This is a genomic window from Agrobacterium sp. LMR679 (assembly GCF_027157905.1).
In the GTDB taxonomy this organism is placed as follows: domain Bacteria; phylum Pseudomonadota; class Alphaproteobacteria; order Rhizobiales; family Rhizobiaceae; genus Agrobacterium; species Agrobacterium leguminum.
Genome location: NZ_JAPVOJ010000001.1, coordinates 26,021 through 46,622, shown reverse-complemented (window position 1 = coordinate 46,622; position 20,602 = coordinate 26,021). Strand labels below are relative to the sequence as shown.

Sequence of the window (20,602 nt, the reverse complement as noted above, 5' to 3'; positions counted from 1 at the left end):
AAATGACCGATACCACCAACAGCAAAAAGGGCCTGTCCCGCCGCGGCCTCCTGAAGGCGGGCGCTGCCGCCACGGGTGCGGCGATCGGCTCCGGCCTCATCACCGGCTTCCCGACCATCTGGGCGCAGAACCCGATCACCATCCGCCAGTTCGGCACGGGTGTGTCGAACCTCAACGCCATTGCCGAAAAGTGCAAGGCCGATCTCGGCATCACGCTCGAAATGACGGCGACGGATTCGGATGCCGCCGCCCAGCGCGCCGTCACCCAACCGAATTCCTACGATATCGCCGATATCGAATACTGGATCCTGAAGAAGGTCTATCCGGCCGGCGTCATCCAGCCGATGGAAATCAAGAAGCTCAAATATTACGACAAGATCGTGCCGCTGTTCAAAACCGGCAAGCTGAAGCCGGACAGCGTCGTGGCGCAGGGCACGGCCCCGCACACGGTCGGTTTCGTCGAAAAGCCCGGCGACAAGAAGTTCGCCAAGGGCGAGACCGATTATTTCACCATGGTCCCGACCATCTACAATGCCGATACGCTCGGCATCCGCCCCGATCTCGTCGGCCGCGATATCACCAGCTGGGCCGATATCATGGACCCGAAGTTCAAGGGCAAGACCTCCATTCTGAACATCCCCTCCATCGGCATCATGGATGCGGCGATGATCATGGAAGCCATGGGCAACATCAAATATGCCGACAAGGGCAACATGACCAAGGAGGAGATCGACAAGACCATCGACTTCCTCATCAAGGCCAAGAAGGACGGCCAGTTCCGCGCCTTCTGGAAGAGCTTCGACGAAAGCGTCAACCTCATGGCCTCGGGCGAAGTCATCATCCAGTCCATGTGGTCGCCCGCCGTTGCGGCTGTCCGTTCCAAGGGCATCGCCTGCAAATACCAGCCGCTGAAGGAAGGTTATCGCTCCTGGGGCGGCGGTCTCGGGCTTGCCAAGCACCTCTCGGGCGCGAAGCTCGATGCTGCCTATGAATATATCAACTGGTACACCTCGGGCTGGGTCGGCGCTTACCTCAACCGTCAGGGCTATTATTCCGCCGCCATGGAAACGGCGAAGGAGCACATGAGCGCCGACGAGTGGGGTTACTGGGTCGAAGGCAAGCCGGCGCAGGGCGACATCATCGCGCCCGACGGCAAGGTCATGGAAAAGGCCGGCGCGGTGCGCGACGGCGGCTCCTTCGAGGAACGCATGGGCAAGGTCGCGTGCTGGAACTCCGTCATGGACGAAGACCGCTACATGGTCCGCCGCTGGAACGAATTCATCGCGGCCTGATGTCCTGAAAAGACGGCGCCGGCGGTCAATGCCGCCGGTGCCTGCCCATAAACAGCGAAAGGCTTCATGATGGTGACGGTCAGACTCATCGGCGTCAGCGACAAAAAGGACAGGCCGCCCCGCAGCTTCGCGCTGCCGAAAAAGCTCGTGTCCTATGTTCAGGCCGCACCGCTTTTGCTGATCCTCGGCTTTTTCCTGGCTCTGCCAATCCTCATGATCGCCGTCGTCAGCTTCTGGGATTACGATTTCGCCCAGATGTATCCGGATTTCGTGACGTTCAACTATCTGGAAACGCTCGGCTCCTGGGTCACCTGGCAGACCTATCTCAATACCCTGAAGTATGCCGCCATGGTTTGGGCCATCACGCTGTTCTGCGGTTTCTGGGTCGCCTATTTCCTCGCCTTCCACATCCGCACCACCACCATGCAGATGGTGCTCTTCCTCGTCTGCACCGTGCCCTTCCTGACGTCGAACATCATCCGCATGATTTCCTGGATTCCGGTGCTTGGGCGAAACGGCCTCGTCAACAGCGCCCTGGTCGGCACCGGCATCATTCCCGAGCCGATCGAATGGCTGCTTTATTCGGATTTCGCCGTGGTGCTCGCCATGGTGCATCTTTATACGCTGTTCATGGTCACGCCGATCTTCAACACGCTGATGCGCATCGATAAATCGCTGATCGAGGCGGCGCGTGACGCCGGCGCGACGGGCTGGCAGACGCTCGGCAACGTCATCATTCCGCTTGCCAAGCCCGGCATGGCCATCGGCAGCATCTTCGTCGTCACGCTGGTCATGGCCGATTTCTCCACCGTTCAGGTCATGTCCGGCGGTCAGAGCGCCTCGGTGGCGCTGATGATGAAGAACCAGATGTCGCTGCTGCAATATCCGGCCGCCGCTGCGAACGCCGTCATCCTGCTCATCCTCGTTCTTCTGATGGTCGCGGGCATCCTGCGCATCGTCGATATCCGCAAGGAGCTTTGATCCCATGCATCAGGAAAAACGCGGCCGCGAATTCTATATCCTCGCCTTCTTTTTCGCCCTCTTCGTGCTGTTTCTTTACGGTCCGCTGTCGGCCATCCTCATCCTCGCCTTTCAGGGGCCGAATGGCGGCCTGACTTTTCCGCTGAACGGCGTTTCGCTGCACTGGTTCGGCAATCTCTTCGAACAGCAGGCCGTCGGCGATTTCGGCGGCTCCTTCCGCCGCTCCTTCGCGCTTGGCCTGATGGTCATGGCCGTTACCGTGCTGGTCTCGCTGCTGGCGGGCCTTGCCTTCCGGCGCAAATTCATCGGTGCGACGCCGTTGTTCTATCTGTCGGTCGCAAGCCTCGTGGTGCCGTCAATCATCATTTCGCTCGGCATCGGCGTTCTGTTCCAGCAGCTCGGGCTGGAGCCGTCATGGTATACCTCCGCCTTCGGCGCGCATCTCACCTGGACGCTGCCCTTCGGCGTGCTCATCATGCTGGCCGTCTTCAACCGCTTTTCGCCGTCCTATGAGGAAGCGGCCCGCGATCTCGGTGCATCCTCCTGGCAGACCTTCGCCCATGTGGTGCTGCCGATGATCGCGCCGAGCCTGATCGGCGTCGGCCTCTTCGGCTTCACGCTTTCTTATGACGAGTTCGCCCGTACATTGATGACGTCAGGCACCTACAACACGCTGCCGCTGGAAATCTACGGCATGACCACCAATGTTACGACGCCGGTGCTTTATGCGCTCGGTGCTGTTACAACCCTGTTTTCCTTCCTGGTGATCGCGGCCACGCTCGGCCTGATCGTCACGCTCAATCGCCGCCATTCGCGCGGATAAAGAAACGTAAAATGCGCATTCTCGTCATCAATCCCAACACCACGCAATCCATGACCGCGACCATTGCCGACGCCGCGACGCGGATAGCCGGCCGCGATACGGACATACTGGCCGTAACCTCTTCCATGGGGCCTGTCTCCATCGAAGGTTATTACGACGAGGTTTTCGCCGTGCCCGGCCTGCTGCTGGAGCTGGCAAAGGCGCCGGCGCTTGGAGCCGACGCGGCGGTCATCGCCTGTTTCGACGATACCGGGCTCGATGCGGCCCGGGCTCTCGCCGATATTCCGGTTATCGGTATCTGCGAGGCAGCGGTCTCCGCCACCGCCTTCATCGCCCAGAAATTCACCATCGTTACGACGATGGAACGCTCGCGGCTGCCGCTGGAACATCTCGTCCATCGTTATGGCATGTCCGCCCGCTGCAATGTGCGCGCCGCCGATATTCCGGTCCTGTCGCTGGAAGACCCCAGCTCGAACGCCCGCGAAAGGCTGCGCGCGGAAATCTCGCTGGCCCTGAAAGAGGACAGGGCGGAGGCGATCGTGCTCGGTTGCGCCGGCATGGCGGACCTTGCCGCCGAACTGCGCGATGAGTTCGGCGTCCCGGTCGTCGATGGCGTCGCGGCGGCCGTCAAGCAGGCGGAATCGCTGGTGTCCATGGGGTTGTCCACCGCCAAGCGCGGCGCTTATGCCACGCCGCTCGCCAAGCCCTATCGCGGATTGCTGGAGCCATTCCGGCCGGACAGGCTCTCCGGGGCATCGGCAGACGGCGGAGACGTTCTCACCGCTTCCGCCCATAAAACGACGAAGGCGAGCTGATAGGCCAGATCGCGCCGGACGTTCTGCAATGCCGGATCGCTCAGAACTATTCTGGATCCGTTTCTTTGCAAGATGTTCAACCGCTCGGCCCTGGCGAGTATGGCCGTGACATGAGCGCGGCTGATCCCATAGGCGCGCGCCGTCGCCTTGCGGGAGAAGACGCAACCCGTCGCATCGCACGCATCTGTCTTCGCGGCTGATAGCAGGTCCAGCAGGATGGGGAAACCCGGCGCATGCCCAAGGAACATCCGCATTTCCTCTGAGAGAAAAGGCAAATCCTGCGCGTGCCGCAGAAACCAGCTCACACCGTCGATAAGGGCGTCCGTTCCGATTGCTCCCTCCGCAGGCGCCTCCATTGCCGGGAGGGCTTTCCACGGCGAGGCCGCGACGCGATAGGTGCTGGCAAGCGTCTCGATTGCCGAAATAATCCAGCCGTTTAGCGACCACGGCCGCTCGCGGTTATCGCCGCCGGGCGGGTGACGCTGCGCGGTATTTTCCAGTTCCAGCCAGTCGATCAATGCGCGTGTCCTGCGGCTGGATGCCCAGCCGGGTGGAACGACGACTGCCTGAACCGCCGCCAGCGTAAATTGCCCGCCATTGACCGATGCGATGCCTGCGGCGCACATGACGGTGGCGAATGCGCCGAAGTCTCCGAGCGCGCGAACGAGGCGCTGCTCCTGTTTGAAGGCGGTCGATATGTGGGTGCAAAGATAGGCGAGAGCATCATCAAAGGCATCGTCGTTCAGGATTCGGTTCGCAAGTAAGCCCAGCCTCTCTCGAAGCATGTCCGGCCGAGGCCGGACGAAGTCCCTGTTCGGGTGCGTCTTTGAAGCTGGGGCGCCTGCTTTTCCGGATACCTTTCTCCCTTGGTTTTTTGCTCATCGCTACTTTATGGCGAATTCGAAAACGTGAGTTCTGTTGGCTGACGACGGCCGTGCAGGGCAGTCGTGACGGCCAAAAAGTTCCGCTCCGGAAGATGCGTGCATTTTGTTGCACTCCCCCGAAGCTCTGTTGAGCGGTATTAAAAAATACTCTCATAAATTGAATGTTAAGGGGCGCGTAAAAATGTGTTCCCTTTTGAGACGGTTTGCGAGAGTAACGCTGACAATGGCGTTATGTCCTGTTTTTATTGCATAATTTAATAAAGTGTCGGATGCGAAATCTTCCGTTCATTTGCCCTGAATGCAATCTTTGATGGTTGTTTTTTAGGTCTTGACGACGTCGCAGACGATGCGTCCGAAACCACCCGATATCCGAATGTTACTGCCATGTCTCTGGCACGGTCGGCAGCGATGCCGGGCGGCGCATGGAGCCCGTCATGCCTTTTATTCATCCCCAATTCTCCAGAGGAGGTTGAAATGATACAACTTAAACACGTTGTTTTTGCCGGCCTTGCGGCCTTCGCAATGCAATTCGATATCCCGTCCATGGGCCAGCCCGCCCTTGCGAACGCGGCAACCCTCACCGCCGAGCAGACGGCGGCCTTCCAGTCGAAACTGGAACAGGCGGAAGCGAGCCGCGAGCTGCTCGGCCGGCGATCCGTGTGCCTGATGGAGCATCTGACGGCGCAACAGCAGCTCAGCGCCGACCGCGAGAAGGCGCTGGGGCAGGCCATGTACCTGCAGATCGAGCTGGAGCGGCAGGTGGTGCAGTCCGAAACCAGCGTGAAGGGCTACGAGGAACTGGTTCAGTCCGAGAGCGAGAACGTCAGGGCGCGTCAGGCCACCTTCGAAAAAGCCCGGAGGGAAATGGATGAGCAGGCCAAGAGAGTAAAAATATGCAGCGGCGTCCTCTTCTTCCTGCCGGGAATTTGCCAGGCCGGTGACGCTGCGGTCAAGGCGTTCGGCTGGATGAACGATGCGGAGCGGGAATACCGCACCGCGCAGCCACGTCTGGAAAATGCCCGGGCGGCTCTCGAAGGCGTTCGCAACCAGCTCGAAAACAATCGCCGCCAGCTTGCGGCGGCACAGCAGAGCCACGCGGAAAACCAGAAGGCGGTGAAAACTCTGGAGGAGCAGATCACCAGGCTCAAAGCGGCGATCTCCACCATCAACGTCAAGGTTCAGGACTTCAACATTCAGGTCGGCAACTTCACCAGCGCTCTGAAGGAAGCGAGCGAGGTCAATCCTGACGACGCGAAAATACGTCAGGTTACGCGGCTGTCCACCGAGATCGACGGCCTGACCAAAGACGTGCCGCAGTTCATTTCCTCCACCGAGGCCGGACTGCCGGATGACGCGAAGAAACAATGCGGATCGTGAACGATCACCCCCAATGACTCTCCGTAACCACCCATCAACAGGAGCATGAAAATGAACAATGTCGTGACTTTCGAAAGCCGGACCGCCCAGATCAACAGCGCAATCGACGCCGGCGTCGATGCGATCGTTTCGCAGCCGAATTTCAGTCTTCCCAAGTCTGATACGGCGCTTGTCCGGTCCTATGTCGATAAGATCCAGGGAACCTATGATGTCGAGCGCGCCAAGCGCGACACCGACAATGCGATCGACCTGCTTTACATCGCCTATAACACGACGCCGCAGGAAAACGGCGATATTCGCGTCCGCATCAGCGCGATCATGAACAGGCTGATCACGTCGCAGCAGAAAAGCGAAATAGTCATGAAGAACGCGATGGCGGCGGCCACCCGCATCGGCCTGTCCATCGCCGATCTTTTCCCGGACTGGCTCGACGTCAGGGAAGAAAACGATCAGACCGAAATCAAGGCATTCGTCTCCAACGATCTGATAAAGCTCGCAACGAGTATCCGGGATAGGGCGCTCGGCGTTCGAGACGAGCTTCTTGCCCTTGCTGCGACCTATGACGCGATCATCAGGGACACGGCGCAAACCACGGATATGAGCGAAACGGCCTTGAGCAAACGCCTCGCCGATAAAGCGGTGATGGAACGGGAAATCCGGGAGGCGGACGCGCGGCGGGAACAGCTTGAATCGCTCGTCAACGATCTCAAGGAACAGGTTGCGGCATTCGAAAAGAAGGCCCGGGAATATGAGCAGCGGGCCAATACGGCCGAGCAGCGTGCTTTTGTCATGTCGATCGTCCGTGTCGGCGCGCAGATGATTTCAAGCGCAATTCCCGCCATCGCCATGGTGGCGGGCGGTCCCGCCTCCATGCTGGCCTCGTCGGTTGGCGGCGCGCTTTCGGGACAGTCCAAGGCCGGGCAGGATGCCGACGGGCAGGGGCAGGGCGGCGGCTCCCGCACCCCGTCCGGCGGCGGAAGCAAGGCCGATGCGGCCGCCAAGCAGAGCGAGCTTTCCGAAAAGAAAGCCGAGCTTCGCAAGAGCGAGGAAAAACGCGACGCTTTGAAGGGGGACGTCAAGTCGCTTGAGGACGCCAAGGCGAAGCTTGCGGAGGACGCGGAGAGCGCGGATCCCAAATCGAGCAAGGCCGTCGAGCTTGCCGAACTCGACAAACGTCTGACCGCCCGCGCAGCGGAGCTGAAAGCGCAGGAGGAAAAGGTCGCCACGCAGCAAACCCTGATTTCCAGCCTGCAGGCCTCGCTCGATGCCTTAACCCAGGGGCTGGGCAAGCTCACCGAAGAGCAGCAGCAGCAGGCGTCGAGCCTGCGCGAAATCCAGATGCAGATGATCGACAAGGCGGAGGCCTATGAGAAGGAACGCCGTACCCAGGCGGCCGAACTCATCAGGATCAACGCCCTCCTGAAGGGAAAGCAGGCCGAGGATGACAAGATCAAGCTTGCGGTGCAATCGCTCAATGTCAGCATTTCGGCGCTGAAACGCATGAAGGAAATCGTTGAAGAAATCGCCTTCTTCTTCAAGGGCTTCGCCGATTTCATGCAGGCGGTTGCAGATGATGCCCAGCATCAGATCACCGGCATCGAAAATGTCGCCGGGCAGGAGACGCTGCGAAAGAACCGCTTCGCGCAGCTCATCCGCTCCGCCGACGAGTTCTTCGTCAGGCAAACGGCCCAGTGGCACGCGGTGCTGATCGTCTCCGACCGTTTCAACCGCAGCTTTGCCGAAGGATGGTCGAAGCTGAACAAGTTGCAGGGCGGATATATCGACAGTGCCAATCTGCCGGCCTATCTGGCGGGTGTCGCGGAAAAGCTCACCGCCATCGTCGCCGAACGCGAGGCCGCTGCGGACGCAAAAATCGCGTCGTTGCAGGCCTATCGTCAGGATCTGGGCAAGACCGCCTGATCCCGTGGGAGCCTGCCGCTCCTGTCCCGGCCCGGCAGGAAGCGTTTCCATGGTCCCGGCCGAACACGTCCCCTCGGGCATGGGATCATGGGCAATGTCCTGCCGGGCGCAGATGCCGGCAGGACGGCCGCCGAAACTTCGACATTCACCAAATCAACGACAGGCATCCGGCCGCCATCGAAGCGCCCCATGCCACGTCGTTTTCAGAAAGGAGAAGACCATGCCGACAGTCAACAACCCTCCCATTTTGGTGCCTCAGGACACCCCCGCCTGGTGCTTTGCCGCCGTCGAGCAGATGGTGCGGGCCTATTACGGGCTTCCCGCGGCCACCCAATACGAGATTGCAAGGCGCAACACCGAAGCGCTTGCGACCGTCGATCCGCAGGTTCAGGAACGCTGGGAGCTGGCGCAGGTTCTGGATCAATCCGCCGGCATCAATGAACAGGGCGGCGCTAATGCGAACAGCAACGTCGTCAAGCTGGTTTCCAGCCAGTGGAACGCCTTCGATCACACCACGACGGGCGGCCACTTCGTCAATGGCCTGACGGCCGATATCGTCAGACACGAGATCGATAACAACCGCGTCTTCGTGATCGGAACGGAGTACCACTATTACCTCGTCTACGGCTACACCGTGAACGGCAAGGATCTCGAACTTCATATCCTCGATCCATGGCCGGCCGGGCGGGGTGGAGCCAGAACCCGCATCGGCCTGCAGGAATTTCTGGGCATGCCGGCCCGCGTCGCCATCGCCTTCGGTTAAGCCGGCAAGCCGACCATATTCCCCTCGATTGCCGGAGATATCCGGCACCCAATCAACCCACAGATCCCACCATGCGATCCCGCACGTCTACGTCCGGGACCAGGTGGCTCATGTCCAAAAAAGGAGACACACATGCCAATTCTCAGCAATTTCGTGGTCAAGCATATCCGGCCCTTTGGTGAAGCGGGCTATGATGCTTTCGGCAATGCGCAGACCATCGAATTCCTCTCGAGCCTCGGGCTCAGCACGGGGGATATCGCCAATATCTTCGCCGCATGGCGCCTGGCGGCCCTGGCCGATCCCGTCGGTGAGAGCAATCTTCTCGTTGCGGCAGCGAATGCGCTGGCGCAGGCCCGATGGGAGTACCTGTATGAGACCCAGATGAGCACGGTGCTTTTCCTCGACGATGTTCAGCTCGAATCCCTCAGCCATCTCGAGCCCGGGGCGAACCGCAACTTTTCGTGGCGATCCCCGACCCCCATTGCCGCCGCGGTGACTATTCACAACGGCAGTAACAGGCATCACATCATCTGGGAGGCAACGGGCTTTTCCGGCGGCACGGATGAAAATGGCTGGATTTCGCACTTCGCCGACCTGTTGCCGACCGAGCGATAGGCCCTTCGCCGGATAATCGCCAAACGACGCCGGAACGTTATCGCAACGTTCCGGCGTCAACGCCGTCAGTCCCTTCATATGCCTGTCATAATGGTATCTGATACCGAAACCGTCTTGAGGCTGATATGTGTTGACGACTAGCCGTTGCACGCAGGGAGTTCTTTGGTGAAATCGTCAACGCGAAGCATGGAGACCGAAGTGCACGGCCAGAGACACGGCACGCCCGGTGAGGTTTTCGCGGCCTTCCTGAAGCTTGGCGTCACCTCCTTCGGCGGCCCCATCGCCCATCTCGGTTATTTTCGAGATGAACTGGTCGTGCGGCGCAAATGGATCGACGAGGCCGGTTATGCCGATCTCGTGGCGCTCTGCCAGTTTCTTCCCGGCCCGGCCTCCAGTCAGGTGGGGTTTGCGCTCGGGCTGCTGCGGGCAGGGCCGCTCGGCGCGCTGGCGGCCTGGACGGCGTTTACCCTGCCATCCGCCATTCTCCTCTTTTTCTTCGCCATGGTCGCCGCCTCCATCGAAGGGCCAGTCGGCACCGGCCTCCTGCATGGGCTGAAAATCGTCGCCGTCGCCGTCGTGGCGCAGGCGGTCTGGGGCATGGCGAAAAGCCTTGCGCCGGATCGTGAGCGGGCCAGCATCGCGCTTGCCGGCATCGTCTGCGTCGTGTTTGTCGCCGGCGCCTTCGGGCAGATCCTGGCGCTTGCCGTTGGCGCGCTCGCCGGGCTTGTCTTCTGCCGCGCCGATGCCGCGCGGCAGGCCACCCATCTCGCCTTCCGGGTGCCGAAAAGCGCCGGATACATTGCGCTCGCCACCTTTGCCCTGCTTCTTGGCCTCCTGCCGCTGCTTGCAGCGGTCGCGGCGTCACAGGGCCTCTCCTTGTTCGATGCCTTTTATCGCGCCGGCGCGCTCGTTTTTGGCGGCGGCCATGTGGTGCTGCCGCTGCTGCAATCGGAAGTCGTCGCCACCGGGTGGGTCACGGAGGATGCCTTCATCGCCGGTTATGGCGCAACGCAGGCCGTGCCCGGTCCGCTCTTCACTTTCGCCGCCTATCTCGGTGCGGTGGTGGGGCCGCAGCCCAACGGCGTTGCAGGTGCGGCGATCGCCCTTGTCGCGATCTTCCTGCCCGGCATGTTGCTGCTCGTCGGCGCGCTGCCCTTCTGGGAAGGGTTCCGCAAACACCTTGTGGCGCAGGCCGCCATGCGCGGTGCAAATGCCGCCGTCGTCGGCATTCTGGGCGCGGCACTTTATGATCCGGTCTGGACAAGTGCCATCTTCACCCCGAAGGATTTCACCCTGGCGCTCACTGGCTTCATCCTGTTGACGATCTGGAAAACCCCGCCATGGGCCGTGGTGGTCCTCTGCGCGGCCGGCGGCGTTCTGCTCGCCCTGGCATAAGCCTTATCCCGCAGCGCCGATGCTGTCGAACATCCAGTCGGAAAAGGCCTGCATGGCGGGTGTCGGCGGTTTCGATTGCAGCCGGGTCAGCCAATAGCTCCCGAGCGAAATGGTGACTGGAAAGGGCTGGATGATTGCGCCGGAGGCCAGATGTCGCGAAAACATCGATGGCGGCGCCAGCGCCACCCCCAACCCCTGCACGGCGGCCTCCATCATGCCCAGAGACGTATCGAAAACAATGCCGGCATTCACCTGCGCCGCGGGCGTCACGCCGGCCGCTGCAAACCAGTTGCTCCATTCATCGGCCCGGTAGCTGCGCAGCAGCGTCGCTTCCATCAGATCAGTGGGCGTTTTCAGCGTCTCCGCCAGTTTCGGCGTGCAGAGTGGGGAGAGAGGCGCCTCGAATAAACGAAAGGCATCCGTGCCATGCCAGGACCCCTGGCCGAAACGAATGGCGAAATCCAGCCCTTCAGCGGCCATATCCACCCGGTTATTATTGGTGGAAACCCTGACATCGATGAAGGGGTGCTGCTTCTGAAAGGCATTCAGGCGGGGCAGCAGCCAGCCCACCGCAAAGGTTCCCACGACACCCAGAAACAGCAATTCGCGCACCTGCCCGGCCTCGATCCGGTCGAGCGTCGTCGCCATCTGGTCGAAGGAACTGGTCACCGTCGGCAGCAGGGCCTCGCCTTCGGCGGTAATCTTCAGCCCCCGCGGAAGCCGCTGAAAAAGCGAAACGCCAAGCCGCTTTTCCAGCCCTTTCACCTGCTGGCTCACAGCCGCCTGCGTCACACACAATTCGATTGCCGCGCGGGTGAAACTCAGGTGCCGCGCCGATGCCTCAAAAGCCCGCAAGCCGTTCAGGGGAAGAAATTGCCGAACCATTCAAGACCTAGATTTTCTTGTGTCTCCTCCGAGATATCATGATTTGTTCGTGCAATGTAGCCCGGTTAAACGTCTTTCGCTGGGGACGGCCCACGGGCTGAAAATCCACCCAAGGTTTTGGAGAACGCGAAAGATGAAACTTAATCGCAGACACGTCGCACTGGCCGCATTGCTCTCGACGAGCCTGTTCACGCAGACCTTCGCCGCAGATGATGCGAAGCTGAAGGCGATAACGGATGCCGCGATCAAACCGGTCATGGAGAAAAACGGCATTCCGGGCCTTGCCGTTGGTATCAGTGTCGATGGTGAAACCCACATCTTCACCTATGGCGTCATGTCCAAAAGCTCGGGCCAGCCGGTGACGGCGCAGACGCTTTTCGAACTCGGCTCCATCTCCAAGACTTTCACGGTCACCCTCAGCACCTATGCCGAGATGAATGGCCAGCTTTCGCTCTCCGGCAAGGCGGAAGATTATCTTCCCTCCATGAAGGGCAAGCCCTTCGGCGATGTCACGCTGATGCAACTCGGCACCCACACCGCCGGCGGTTTTCCGTTGCAGGTGCCGGATAACGTCAAGACGGAACAGCAGTTGCTGACCTATCTCAAGGCCTGGAAACCCTCATACAAGCCCGGAACACACAGAACCTACGCCAATCCCAGTATCGGAATGCTCGGATACATCACCGCAAAGGCCATGGGGCAAAGCTTCGATGACGCCATGAAAGATACACTGTTCCCCGCGCTGGGCTTGAAGAACACCTTCACCGTGGTGCCCGAGGCAAAGATGGCCGATTACGCGCAGGGCTATAAACGAACCGGCGAGCCCGCCCGCGTGACACCGGCCGTTCTCTCCTCGGAAGCCTACGGCGTCAGATCGACAGCGGAGGACATGATACGCTTCGTCAATGCGAATATGGGACTGGAAAAGCTGGACGGAAAAATCCAGCAGGCGCTCACCAATACCCATACGGGATATTTCAGCGTCGGCGCCATGACGCAGGACATGGTCTGGGAGCAATATGCCCATCCTGCACCGCTGAAGACATTGCGAGAGCTGAATTCCGGCGCCCTGCTCAAGACCGTCCCGGTCTCTGAAATTTCACCGCCCATGAAACCGCGTCAGGATGTCTTCATCAACAAGACCGGCTCCACCAATGGTTTTGGCGCTTACGTGGCGTTTATACCAAAGCAGAAATTGGGCATCGTCATTCTGGCCAATAAAAACTATCCCAATGAGGAGCGGGTTTCCGCGGCATATGAGATTCTGACGGCGCTCGAAAAGGTGGAATAGGAAGCAGCATTTCGGTGCTCCTCCTTCCGGCGCGGGAAGTCACTGTCCCCGCGCCGTTTGCATCGGCCACCGGCGTCTGCGTCGATACCGCAGACGCCGAAACTGCTGTACGTTCTCTATACGTGGATTGAATGCGTTATCTGTGGGCGCAGTAAAGTACTGTTGGGGAAAGGCTGAGTGATTGAACGAGCGCGCTGACGACTTCGGTATCTATCACGTCGCCTGAAATAACGATCTCAATGGTAATCGTCTGATCAAGCGAGTTGATGCGCCGTGCAAGCGATTTAACCGATAGCTGGTGATCTCCGATTTGCGCCATCAGGCGCGCCCGGACCTCGGCCTCGTTTTCGGTAGCCGTGCGAACCTCGATCGTATGCTGTTGTGCTGCGACCGGACCATGCGGGACGACCCTTGCAACCAGCCGCACCAATTTGGGAGACGTAATATTGATCAGCAAGATCAGGAGCGTAGCTTCGGCCGCCTCGAACAACTCTCCGTAGCCGGCTAAAACACCGATCGCTCCGGTTGCCCAGACGGTTGCCGAGGTGCTGAGTCCGCGGATGTTATGCCCGTCGCGCATGATCAAGCCGGCACCGAGAAAACCTATTCCCGTGACGACCTGGCCACCCATTCTGATGTCTTCGTTGACGTTGAGTATTGCAGGCAACGCGCAATAGGCTGCGGCGCCAAAGGCGACAAGTGCATGTGTCGTCAGCCCGGTCATGCCTTGTCGCCATTGTCGCTCGAGACCGATTATCGTTCCGAACACAACGGCTGCAATCAGGCGAACCGAAATGGACAACGTGTCATGGAGCCAAGGGATGAGGTCATTGATCAACTGCGCCACCCGCTGATTTTTTTACACGTTACAAGTCTAAACTCCAGATCTTCCGAATGCGTCCAGCATAGAAACACTTATGAAATTGAAGAAGTCGACCCCAAGATTTCATGAATTACATTGGGTGCTGCAGCATTCTTGCAGTACCGATCAGTGTTGAGGCACAGTGTCTGAAAAGCATGCAGGAAGTTGGAAGTCCGGCGCACTTGCGGAGGGATGGGGCATGTTGACACTTCTGCTAAGCCTTCGATACGTCATGGCCCTTGCGTCTGTCGGCGTGATTGCAGCCTCTTTGCTTATGTTTTGGGAAGGTTTGTCGGCCATCGGCAAGGCCTTCATCCAGGTTCGGACGAACCCTGATCAGGTCATTGTCGCAGCGGTATTGCAGGGCGTCGACAAATTGCTCTTCGCGGTTGTTCTCGTCATTTTCGGCTGTGCAATTACGGTCGGTTTCGTTGTCAGTGCAACCGCGAACTGGAGAGCGCAACTCCCTCGCTGGATGATGATAGAAGGTGTCGCCGAACTCAAGAATCTCTTTTTTCAGATGATCATTCTCTATCTCGTGGTGCATTTCGTGACGCTGGTCGCGGAACTGGAGGAGATGCCCGATTGGAATGCACTGGTGTTGCCGGTTTCCATCCTTCTCCTCGCGGCTGCCATGAAGATCATCGCGACCACACACGGCTCTTCGCGCCATGTAGCGGAGACCAGCGACCTCAACCGTTCTCCTGCGGGAGACGACTAACTCACTACTTCTTGTAGTTGTGTCATATTTTTTTTGCGTTACAGCTAGTATCCGGTAGATGAAATTGTGAGTGGATGCAGTTCTAAGTACCTGCATTCTTTAGTTTTAAACGTGCATCTGCGGCTTACCGCAATAACTCTATAGCCAAGATCGATAGTCGGCAGTTTCCTGTCAGCTAAAGATGGAGTGTGAGTTGAATGCGCCAGCGTAACTTCATCAATATACCAAGATTGAGATGGCTGTGTGCAGCCCTGTTATTCTCGGCGATTTCTTTCGATCTCAACGCGCAGCCACTTCAGAGCGTAAAGGTTGTTCCAGTACTATTGATGAATGTCTCTCCAAAGTATGAATTCGTTGGCCGGGTAGAAGCGGCGAATTCGGTGGACATCCTCGCGCGGGTGCCGGGATTTATCCAGCAACGAACGTTTCAGGAAGGGCAGATGGTCACTGTTGGCCAGCCCTTGTATGTGATCGAGCAGGACGGCTATCAACTGGCGCTGGACGATGCGCAGGCTACGCGGGACGCCGCGCAATCCAGCCTCGTGAACGCCGAACAAAGCCTTAGCCGGAACCTTTCACTCGCCAGAGGCAGCGTTTCCCAGGCGGTTCTCGAGCAAAGTCAGGCCGCACGCGATTCCGCAGCCGCCAGCCGTCGTTCTGCCGATGTGAAGGTCAGCCAAGCCAGGCTGAACCTCAGCTACACAAAAATCTCCTCTCCGATCCAGGGGAGAATAGGTGTTTCGCACGTTTCCGTTGGCAGCTTCGTGGCCAACGCCACGACCGTGCTTGCCCGCGTGGTCCAGATGGACCCAATTCGGGTGGTTTTTTCGATAAGTGATCGCTCCATCCTCGACCTGCGCGCCGCCGCCGGCGGAGTTTCCAAGGAAGAACTTGCCAGGCACTTCAAGACCAGCCTGCGTTTGTCCAATGGCCAGATTTACATTCAGACGGGCGAGATCGAGTTCCTCGACAATCAGGTTGATATGCAGACCGGCACGCTTGCCGTACGGGCGTTGTTTGCCAATCCGGATGCTTTGCTCGTACCCAACCAGTTCGTGACTGTTGTTGTGACCGAGGGAGCGCCCGTGATGAAACCGGTGGTTCCGCAGGAAGTCGTACAGCAGGATCAAGAGGGAAAATATGTGCTCGTTGCCGGTGCAGGGGATCGCGCGGAATTGCACCGCATCAAGGCTGACAGCGAAATATCCGGCAACTGGATCGTGGAGGAAGGTCTCGTCGGCGGCGAGCGGCTTATTACGGGCAACATCCAGAGTGTTGCCGAGGGCATGCAGCTTAAAGTGATGCCCGGCGACACCGGCGGCACGGGAACAAAACCATGATCGGCCCCGGAAGCTTCATCCGGCTTCCCCGCTTTGCGATGGTGATCGCGATCGTCATGGTGATTGCCGGCGCCCTGGCGATGACGCAGATTCCGGTTACGCAATTTCCGCCGATCACACCTCCTGAGATACAGGTTTCTGCAAGCTATCCTGGCGCCAACGCCAATGTCATGGCGGAGAGCGTGGGCGCGCTGATCGAGGAGCAGGTGAACGGCGTTGAAGGCATGCTCTACATGTCTTCATCCAGCACCAACAACGGCACCTATTCGCTCACCGTTACATTCGCCGTCGGGACGGATCCCGAAATTGCGCAGATCAACGTGCAAAACAGGGTGGCGACGGCGACGCCGCGTTTGCCGGCGGTCGTTTCGCAAACCGGCGTCACGGTCAGAAGCCGATCCTCAAGCATGTTGATGGGGGTCGCGGTTTATTCGCCGAAAGGCACCAAGGATGCGCTCTTTGTCAGCAATTATGCCTCTATCAACATCAGGGATGCGTTGGCCCGCATTTCGGGTGTTGGCGATGCCGGCGTCTTTGGCCCCGCCTACAGCATGCGTATCTGGATGAACCCCGACCGCATGGAGGCGCTGGGTGTTACCGCGGCTGATCTCGGCGCTGTAATTCAAGCCCAGAACGCCCAGGCATCCGCTGGCCAGATTGGCTCGCCGCCAATCTCGGACGGACAACAGTTGCAGCTCACCATACTTGCAAAGGGCAGGCTGAGCGACCCCTCGGAATTCGGCAACATCGTTGTCCGCACCAACAGCGACGGTGCGATCGTGAGATTGCGTGACGTGGCGAGGGTCGAGCTTGGTGCTCAGTCCTATGACACCGTATCGACTTTCAATGGAAGGCCGAGCGCGACGATTGTTCTTTATCAATCGGCCGATGCCAATGCCCTGTCGGTCTCTCAGGCCGCGAGAGCCGAACTGGAGCGCTTGCAGCAGCAGTTCCCTGAAGACATCGCTTATACCGTTGTCTTCGACACAACGAGCTTTCTCAACGCGACGATCCAGGAAATCATCATAACCCTTGCCATAACATTCGTTCTGGTGGTCGCGGTTGTCTATGTTTTCCTGCAGGATTGGCGGGCCACAATCCTCCCGACGCTCACGATCCCGGTTTCGTTGATCGGCGCTTTTACCGTTCTCTATTTCATTGGCTACTCTGCAAACACGATCACGTTGTTCGCAATGGTTCTGGCGATCAGCCTTGTCGTGGATGACGCGATCATCGTTGCGGAAAATGCGCAGCGCGTCATGCAGGAAGAAGGACTGTCGATTACCGACGCGACACTCAGGACAATGGAACAGGTTACGGGTCCGATCATCGCAACGACGCTTGTGCTTGCTGCATTGTTTGTTCCCGTGTCCTTTCTGCCGGGAATAACCGGACAGCTCTATCGGCAGTTTGCCGTCACGATACTGGTGACGATCAGCTTTTCGACGATCAACGCCCTCACTCTCAGCCCCGCGCTGTGTGCCATGCTGCTGAAGCCGCCGCCGGCGAAGCGGGCGAAAGTCTTTGAAAAATTCAATTCTTCATTGGGCTGGATCAGGGATTTCTACATTCGGATGCTCCTTGCGCTGTCGACGCGTTTTGTCGTGTCGATCCTGGTCATCCTTGGAATTTTCGCCGGGACCTATGCACTGGCGCGTGTGCTGCCGACGGGCTTCATCCCTTCGGAGGATCAGGGCTATCTTTTCACAAATGTCCAGCTCCCGAATGCCGCGGCGATCGGGCGCACGGAACAGACCGTGGCGCAGGTTCAGACAATTCTGCGCAACACGCCCGGCGTTGAAAACGTCATCGGCATTTCAGGCATGAGCCTCATTGGAGGAGGTGGATCGAACGCCGGGATGGTGATCGCTGCGCTGAAGCCGTGGAGCGAGCGTGGCCCGGACGAAAGCGCCGACGCCATCCTGCGGAAACTCAGAGGCGACTTCACGGTATTTTCCAACGCCTCCGTCGTCGCTTTCAATCCGCCCGCCATACCCGGGCTGGGCACCACCGGCGGGTTCGATTTCCGGCTCCAGGCGCGCAACGGGCAGCAGCCAGCCGAACTTGGCCAGGTCATGCGCGGCCTTATCGGCAAGGCAAATCAGAGCCCCGATCTTGCTGGTGTGTTCAGCACATTCTCGGCGGATTCGCCGCAATTGTTCATGGATATCGACCGAAACCGGGCGGAACTCTATGGCGTATCGCCGGCGGCCATTTTCAGTGCCGCGCAGGCGCAACTCGGCTCCGCCTATATCGATGATTTCAATCTTTCCTCCCGTGTCTTTCAGGTGCGGTTGCAAAACGACACTCAATTCCGCTCCCGTGTCGAGGACATCCAGCGTCTCAGAGTGCGGTCTTCAAACGGTGCGCTCGTTCCGATACAGGCCGTAGCGTCTGTTTCCACGATATACGGCCCCAGCTCGATCAACCGGTACAATCTTTTTCCCGCGGCCGCGATCAACGGCCAGCCGGGTCCGGGCGTAAGCACGGGAGAAGCGCTGGTCGCGATGGAGAATGTCGCCGCTGAGGCGCTTCCTGTGGGATTTGGTTTCGAATGGACCGGGCTGGCGTTGCAGGAACGGCAGGCCGGCGCGCAAACCGCTGTCCTCCTCATCATGGGCGTTGTTTTCACCTACCTGTTCCTCGTTGCCCAATATGAGAGCTGGTCGGTGCCGTTAGCCGTCATATTTTCCGTAGTTGCTGCTGCCGCCGGCGCGCTGTGCAGTCTCCTGATTACGGGTGTGGATCTGAATGTCTATGCCCAGATCGGACTGGTTCTCCTGATAGGGCTTGCCGCCAAAAATGCAATTCTGATTGTCGAATTTGCCAAGGACCGGCGGGAGGCGGGCCTTGAGATTACCGAGGCTGCCCGGCTGGCGACATTCCAGCGTTTCCGCCCCGTTTTCATGACGGCGATGGCGTCCGTGCTCGGCGTGCTTCCACTGGTTTTTGCAACGGGGGCAGGTGCGGCAAGCCGGCAGGCGATCGGGGTCTCCATCTTTGGTGGTCTGCTGGTCGGCACTTTGGTCGGAATTCTGATCATTCCACTTCTATACGTCCTCGTTCAGACCACGCGGGAAAGGATCAAGTCGTCCTGGTCTGGCAGGCACGCGCAACCCCGGCAACCGATGGCAGGCGAGGGGGAATGAACCATGTCCGGAAAAGATGACGCAAAGCTGTCGGTGGTAACGTTGACGGGCATGGTCGTCGGCTCCATGGTCGGCGCCGGGATATTTTCGCTGCCGCAGGCATTCGGCAAGGCGACCGGACCGTTTGGCGCGATTATCGCCTGGACCATCGCCGGAATTGGCATGCTCATGGTGGCGTTCGTTTTCCAAGCCCTGGCACAGCGGCGCCCCGACCTGGATGCGGGCATCTTCATGTATGCGAAGGAAGGCTTTGGAGATTATCTCGGCTTTCTCTCGGCGCTTGGCTACTGGGCAGCGGCTCTTCTCGGAAACGTGACCTATTTCATTCTGGTGAAATCGACGCTCGGTCTGTTTTTTCCAGCCTTTGGGGATGGCAACACGTTGATTGCGGTTGCGACATCGTCCGTATTGCTGTGGGTGTTTCACAGCCTGATCCTGAGAGGTATCCGGCAGGCGGCGGCGCTCAATACCGTGGTGACAATTGCCAAGCTCCTGCCAATCTTCGCGTTTCTCCTGCTGGTCCTGATGGCGTTTGATTGGGAGACCTTTCGGGAGAATTTCTGGGGCGCCAGCGAGGCCGGACTGGGGCCACTTGCGAGTCAGGTCAGAAATACGATGCTGGTCACGGTTTTCGTATTTGTCGGGATAGAGGGTGCCAGCGTTTATTCGAGATACGCTCGAAAGCGCGCCGATGTTGGAACGGCCACGGTCACCGGCTTTCTGTTTGTTCTTGCTCTGATGCTGGCCGTCACGCTGCTCTCATATGGGATCATGCCCAAGGAAGAGCTTGCGCGGTTGCGCAATCCGTCAATGGCTGGGGTGCTGGCAGCGGCCACGGGACCGTGGGGAGCGGTCTTCGTCAGTATCGGTCTCGTCATATCCGTCGCTGGCGCTTATATCGCCTGGGTGCTTCTGGCGGCGGAAATCCTCTATTCCGCAGCGACAAACAAGACCATGCCGAAGTTTCTCGCCAGGGAAAACAGGTCTGGCGTTCCGGCCAATGCGCTCTGGCTGACGAACATCATTGTCCAGGTGTTTCTGATCGTCTCGATGTTTTCGAACTATGCGTTCATGCTCGCCGTCGCGATGACGAGCTCCATGATCCTTGTGCCGTACCTGCTTGTCGCGGCATTCGGCGTGAAAACGAACTTGCAGCGCAATGGCGCGCTGATCGAAGGCAAGCTCAATCGGACTGAAACGATACAGTCACTCGTCGCACTGATCTACACCGCCGGACTTATCTATGCGGCCGGAGTGAAATATCTCCTCCTGACAACCTTGATCTATGCTCCCGGTACTTTGCTTTTCTTCATGGCGAGGACTGAGCAAAGTATTAATATATTTAACCGTCTGGAGTGGATTATCTTTACAATTCTGGGCGTCGGGTTTTGTGTGGTCGTTTTCAGTATTATGAGCGGTTATCTGGTTATTTAGTTTTTGCGATTGGCATCGAGGTTGTTGCTCGCTTTTGTGAGCTTGGAGCGGAATT

Annotated in this window: 17 protein-coding genes; 14 read left to right on the top strand and 3 right to left on the bottom strand. The window is 58.9% G+C overall.

Going from position 1 to position 20,602, the window contains the following annotated elements; genetic code table 11:
- The first annotated feature begins 2 nt into the window (after positions 1 to 2).
- From O3W47_RS00215 to O3W47_RS00200, 4 genes are all read left to right on the top strand, one after another.
- On the top strand, positions 3 to 1,292 hold the full coding sequence (locus O3W47_RS00215) for an ABC transporter substrate-binding protein (protein WP_269312649.1): 1,290 nt from the start codon (positions 3 to 5) through the stop codon (positions 1,290 to 1,292).
- 69 nt (positions 1,293 to 1,361) lie between these two features.
- Positions 1,362 to 2,273, top strand: a complete 912-nt coding sequence (locus O3W47_RS00210) for an ABC transporter permease (protein WP_137454954.1) — start codon at positions 1,362 to 1,364, stop codon at positions 2,271 to 2,273.
- Positions 2,274 to 2,277: 4 nt separating this feature from the next.
- A complete protein-coding gene (locus O3W47_RS00205; protein WP_004432890.1) occupies positions 2,278 to 3,096 on the top strand; it encodes an ABC transporter permease in 819 nt (272 codons plus the stop codon).
- Positions 3,097 to 3,107: 11 nt separating this feature from the next.
- Positions 3,108 to 3,911, top strand: a complete 804-nt coding sequence (locus tag O3W47_RS00200; RefSeq protein WP_269312648.1) for an aspartate/glutamate racemase family protein — start codon at positions 3,108 to 3,110, stop codon at positions 3,909 to 3,911.
- Here O3W47_RS00200 and O3W47_RS00195 read toward each other — a convergent pair.
- Complete coding sequence (locus O3W47_RS00195; protein WP_269312647.1) at positions 3,803 to 4,696, bottom strand: hypothetical protein; 894 nt, start codon at positions 4,694 to 4,696, stop codon at positions 3,803 to 3,805. The two genes, O3W47_RS00200 and O3W47_RS00195, sit on opposite strands and share 109 nt — an antisense overlap.
- A 573-nt stretch (positions 4,697 to 5,269) precedes the next feature.
- On the opposite strand from O3W47_RS00195, the gene O3W47_RS00190 reads away from it, so the two are divergent.
- The 5 genes from O3W47_RS00190 to chrA all read left to right on the top strand — a co-directional run bounded on the left by O3W47_RS00190 (position 5,270) and on the right by chrA (position 10,865).
- Positions 5,270 to 6,172, top strand: coding sequence for a hypothetical protein (locus tag O3W47_RS00190; protein ID WP_269312646.1), 903 nt, complete (start codon positions 5,270 to 5,272; stop codon positions 6,170 to 6,172).
- A gap of 51 nt (positions 6,173 to 6,223) precedes the next feature.
- Entirely contained in the window at positions 6,224 to 8,092 is a 1,869-nt protein-coding gene (locus O3W47_RS00185; RefSeq protein WP_269312645.1) for a tyrosyl-tRNA deacylase, read from the top strand.
- A 220-nt stretch (positions 8,093 to 8,312) separates the two neighbouring features.
- A complete protein-coding gene (locus O3W47_RS00180; protein ID WP_080820860.1) occupies positions 8,313 to 8,855 on the top strand; it encodes a hypothetical protein in 543 nt (180 codons plus the stop codon).
- Positions 8,856 to 8,987: 132 nt separating this feature from the next.
- Entirely contained in the window at positions 8,988 to 9,470 is a 483-nt protein-coding gene (locus tag O3W47_RS00175; RefSeq protein ID WP_080820861.1) for a hypothetical protein, read from the top strand.
- Between the two features lie 186 nt (positions 9,471 to 9,656).
- Positions 9,657 to 10,865, top strand: coding sequence for a chromate efflux transporter (gene chrA, locus O3W47_RS00170; protein ID WP_269313691.1), 1,209 nt, complete (start codon positions 9,657 to 9,659; stop codon positions 10,863 to 10,865).
- A 3-nt stretch (positions 10,866 to 10,868) separates the two neighbouring features.
- On the opposite strand, the gene gcvA is transcribed toward chrA, so the two are convergent.
- Entirely contained in the window at positions 10,869 to 11,750 is an 882-nt protein-coding gene (gene gcvA, locus O3W47_RS00165) for a transcriptional regulator GcvA (RefSeq protein WP_269312644.1), read from the bottom strand.
- A gap of 133 nt (positions 11,751 to 11,883) precedes the next feature.
- Here gcvA and ampC point away from each other — a divergent pair, with 133 nt between their 5' ends.
- On the top strand, positions 11,884 to 13,041 hold the full coding sequence (gene ampC, locus O3W47_RS00160) for a class C beta-lactamase (RefSeq protein ID WP_269312643.1): 1,158 nt from the start codon (positions 11,884 to 11,886) through the stop codon (positions 13,039 to 13,041).
- A 136-nt stretch (positions 13,042 to 13,177) separates the two neighbouring features.
- Here the strand turns inward: ampC and O3W47_RS00155 are convergent, their stop codons facing one another.
- Positions 13,178 to 13,879, bottom strand: a complete 702-nt coding sequence (locus O3W47_RS00155; RefSeq protein ID WP_269312642.1) for an MgtC/SapB family protein — start codon at positions 13,877 to 13,879, stop codon at positions 13,178 to 13,180.
- A gap of 223 nt (positions 13,880 to 14,102) precedes the next feature.
- Here O3W47_RS00155 and O3W47_RS00150 point away from each other — a divergent pair, with 223 nt between their 5' ends.
- The 4 genes from O3W47_RS00150 (at position 14,103) to O3W47_RS00135 (ending at position 20,547) form a co-directional block, all read left to right on the top strand.
- Positions 14,103 to 14,624, top strand: a complete 522-nt coding sequence (locus O3W47_RS00150; protein WP_174023446.1) for a YqhA family protein — start codon at positions 14,103 to 14,105, stop codon at positions 14,622 to 14,624.
- A 197-nt stretch (positions 14,625 to 14,821) separates the two neighbouring features.
- A complete protein-coding gene (locus O3W47_RS00145) occupies positions 14,822 to 15,964 on the top strand; it encodes an efflux RND transporter periplasmic adaptor subunit (RefSeq protein ID WP_269312641.1) in 1,143 nt (380 codons plus the stop codon).
- Between the two features lie 38 nt (positions 15,965 to 16,002).
- Positions 16,003 to 19,113, top strand: coding sequence for an efflux RND transporter permease subunit (locus O3W47_RS00140; RefSeq protein WP_442864594.1), 3,111 nt, complete (start codon positions 16,003 to 16,005; stop codon positions 19,111 to 19,113).
- A 3-nt stretch (positions 19,114 to 19,116) separates the two neighbouring features.
- Complete coding sequence (locus O3W47_RS00135) at positions 19,117 to 20,547, top strand: basic amino acid/polyamine antiporter (RefSeq protein ID WP_269312639.1); 1,431 nt, start codon at positions 19,117 to 19,119, stop codon at positions 20,545 to 20,547.
- The last annotated feature ends 55 nt before the right edge of the window (positions 20,548 to 20,602 follow it).

Bases quoted from the DNA above. Each gene is read 5' to 3' on its own strand.
- O3W47_RS00215 (WP_269312649.1), top strand. From the start codon at position 3: ATGACCGATACCACCAACAGCAAAAAGGGCCTGTCCCGCCGCGGCCTC.
- O3W47_RS00210 (WP_137454954.1), top strand. From the start codon at position 1,362: ATGGTGACGGTCAGACTCATCGGCGTCAGCGACAAAAAGGACAGGCCG.
- O3W47_RS00205 (WP_004432890.1), top strand. From the start codon at position 2,278: ATGCATCAGGAAAAACGCGGCCGCGAATTCTATATCCTCGCCTTCTTT.
- O3W47_RS00200 (WP_269312648.1), top strand. From the start codon at position 3,108: ATGCGCATTCTCGTCATCAATCCCAACACCACGCAATCCATGACCGCG.
- O3W47_RS00195 (WP_269312647.1), bottom strand. From the start codon at position 4,696: ATGCTTCGAGAGAGGCTGGGCTTACTTGCGAACCGAATCCTGAACGAC.
- O3W47_RS00190 (WP_269312646.1), top strand. From the start codon at position 5,270: ATGATACAACTTAAACACGTTGTTTTTGCCGGCCTTGCGGCCTTCGCA.
- O3W47_RS00185 (WP_269312645.1), top strand. From the start codon at position 6,224: ATGAACAATGTCGTGACTTTCGAAAGCCGGACCGCCCAGATCAACAGC.
- O3W47_RS00180 (WP_080820860.1), top strand. From the start codon at position 8,313: ATGCCGACAGTCAACAACCCTCCCATTTTGGTGCCTCAGGACACCCCC.
- O3W47_RS00175 (WP_080820861.1), top strand. From the start codon at position 8,988: ATGCCAATTCTCAGCAATTTCGTGGTCAAGCATATCCGGCCCTTTGGT.
- chrA (WP_269313691.1), top strand. From the start codon at position 9,657: ATGGAGACCGAAGTGCACGGCCAGAGACACGGCACGCCCGGTGAGGTT.
- gcvA (WP_269312644.1), bottom strand. From the start codon at position 11,750: ATGGTTCGGCAATTTCTTCCCCTGAACGGCTTGCGGGCTTTTGAGGCA.
- ampC (WP_269312643.1), top strand. From the start codon at position 11,884: ATGAAACTTAATCGCAGACACGTCGCACTGGCCGCATTGCTCTCGACG.
- O3W47_RS00150 (WP_174023446.1), top strand. From the start codon at position 14,103: ATGTTGACACTTCTGCTAAGCCTTCGATACGTCATGGCCCTTGCGTCT.
- O3W47_RS00145 (WP_269312641.1), top strand. From the start codon at position 14,822: ATGCGCCAGCGTAACTTCATCAATATACCAAGATTGAGATGGCTGTGT.
- O3W47_RS00140 (WP_442864594.1), top strand. From the start codon at position 16,003: ATGGTGATCGCGATCGTCATGGTGATTGCCGGCGCCCTGGCGATGACG.
- O3W47_RS00135 (WP_269312639.1), top strand. From the start codon at position 19,117: ATGTCCGGAAAAGATGACGCAAAGCTGTCGGTGGTAACGTTGACGGGC.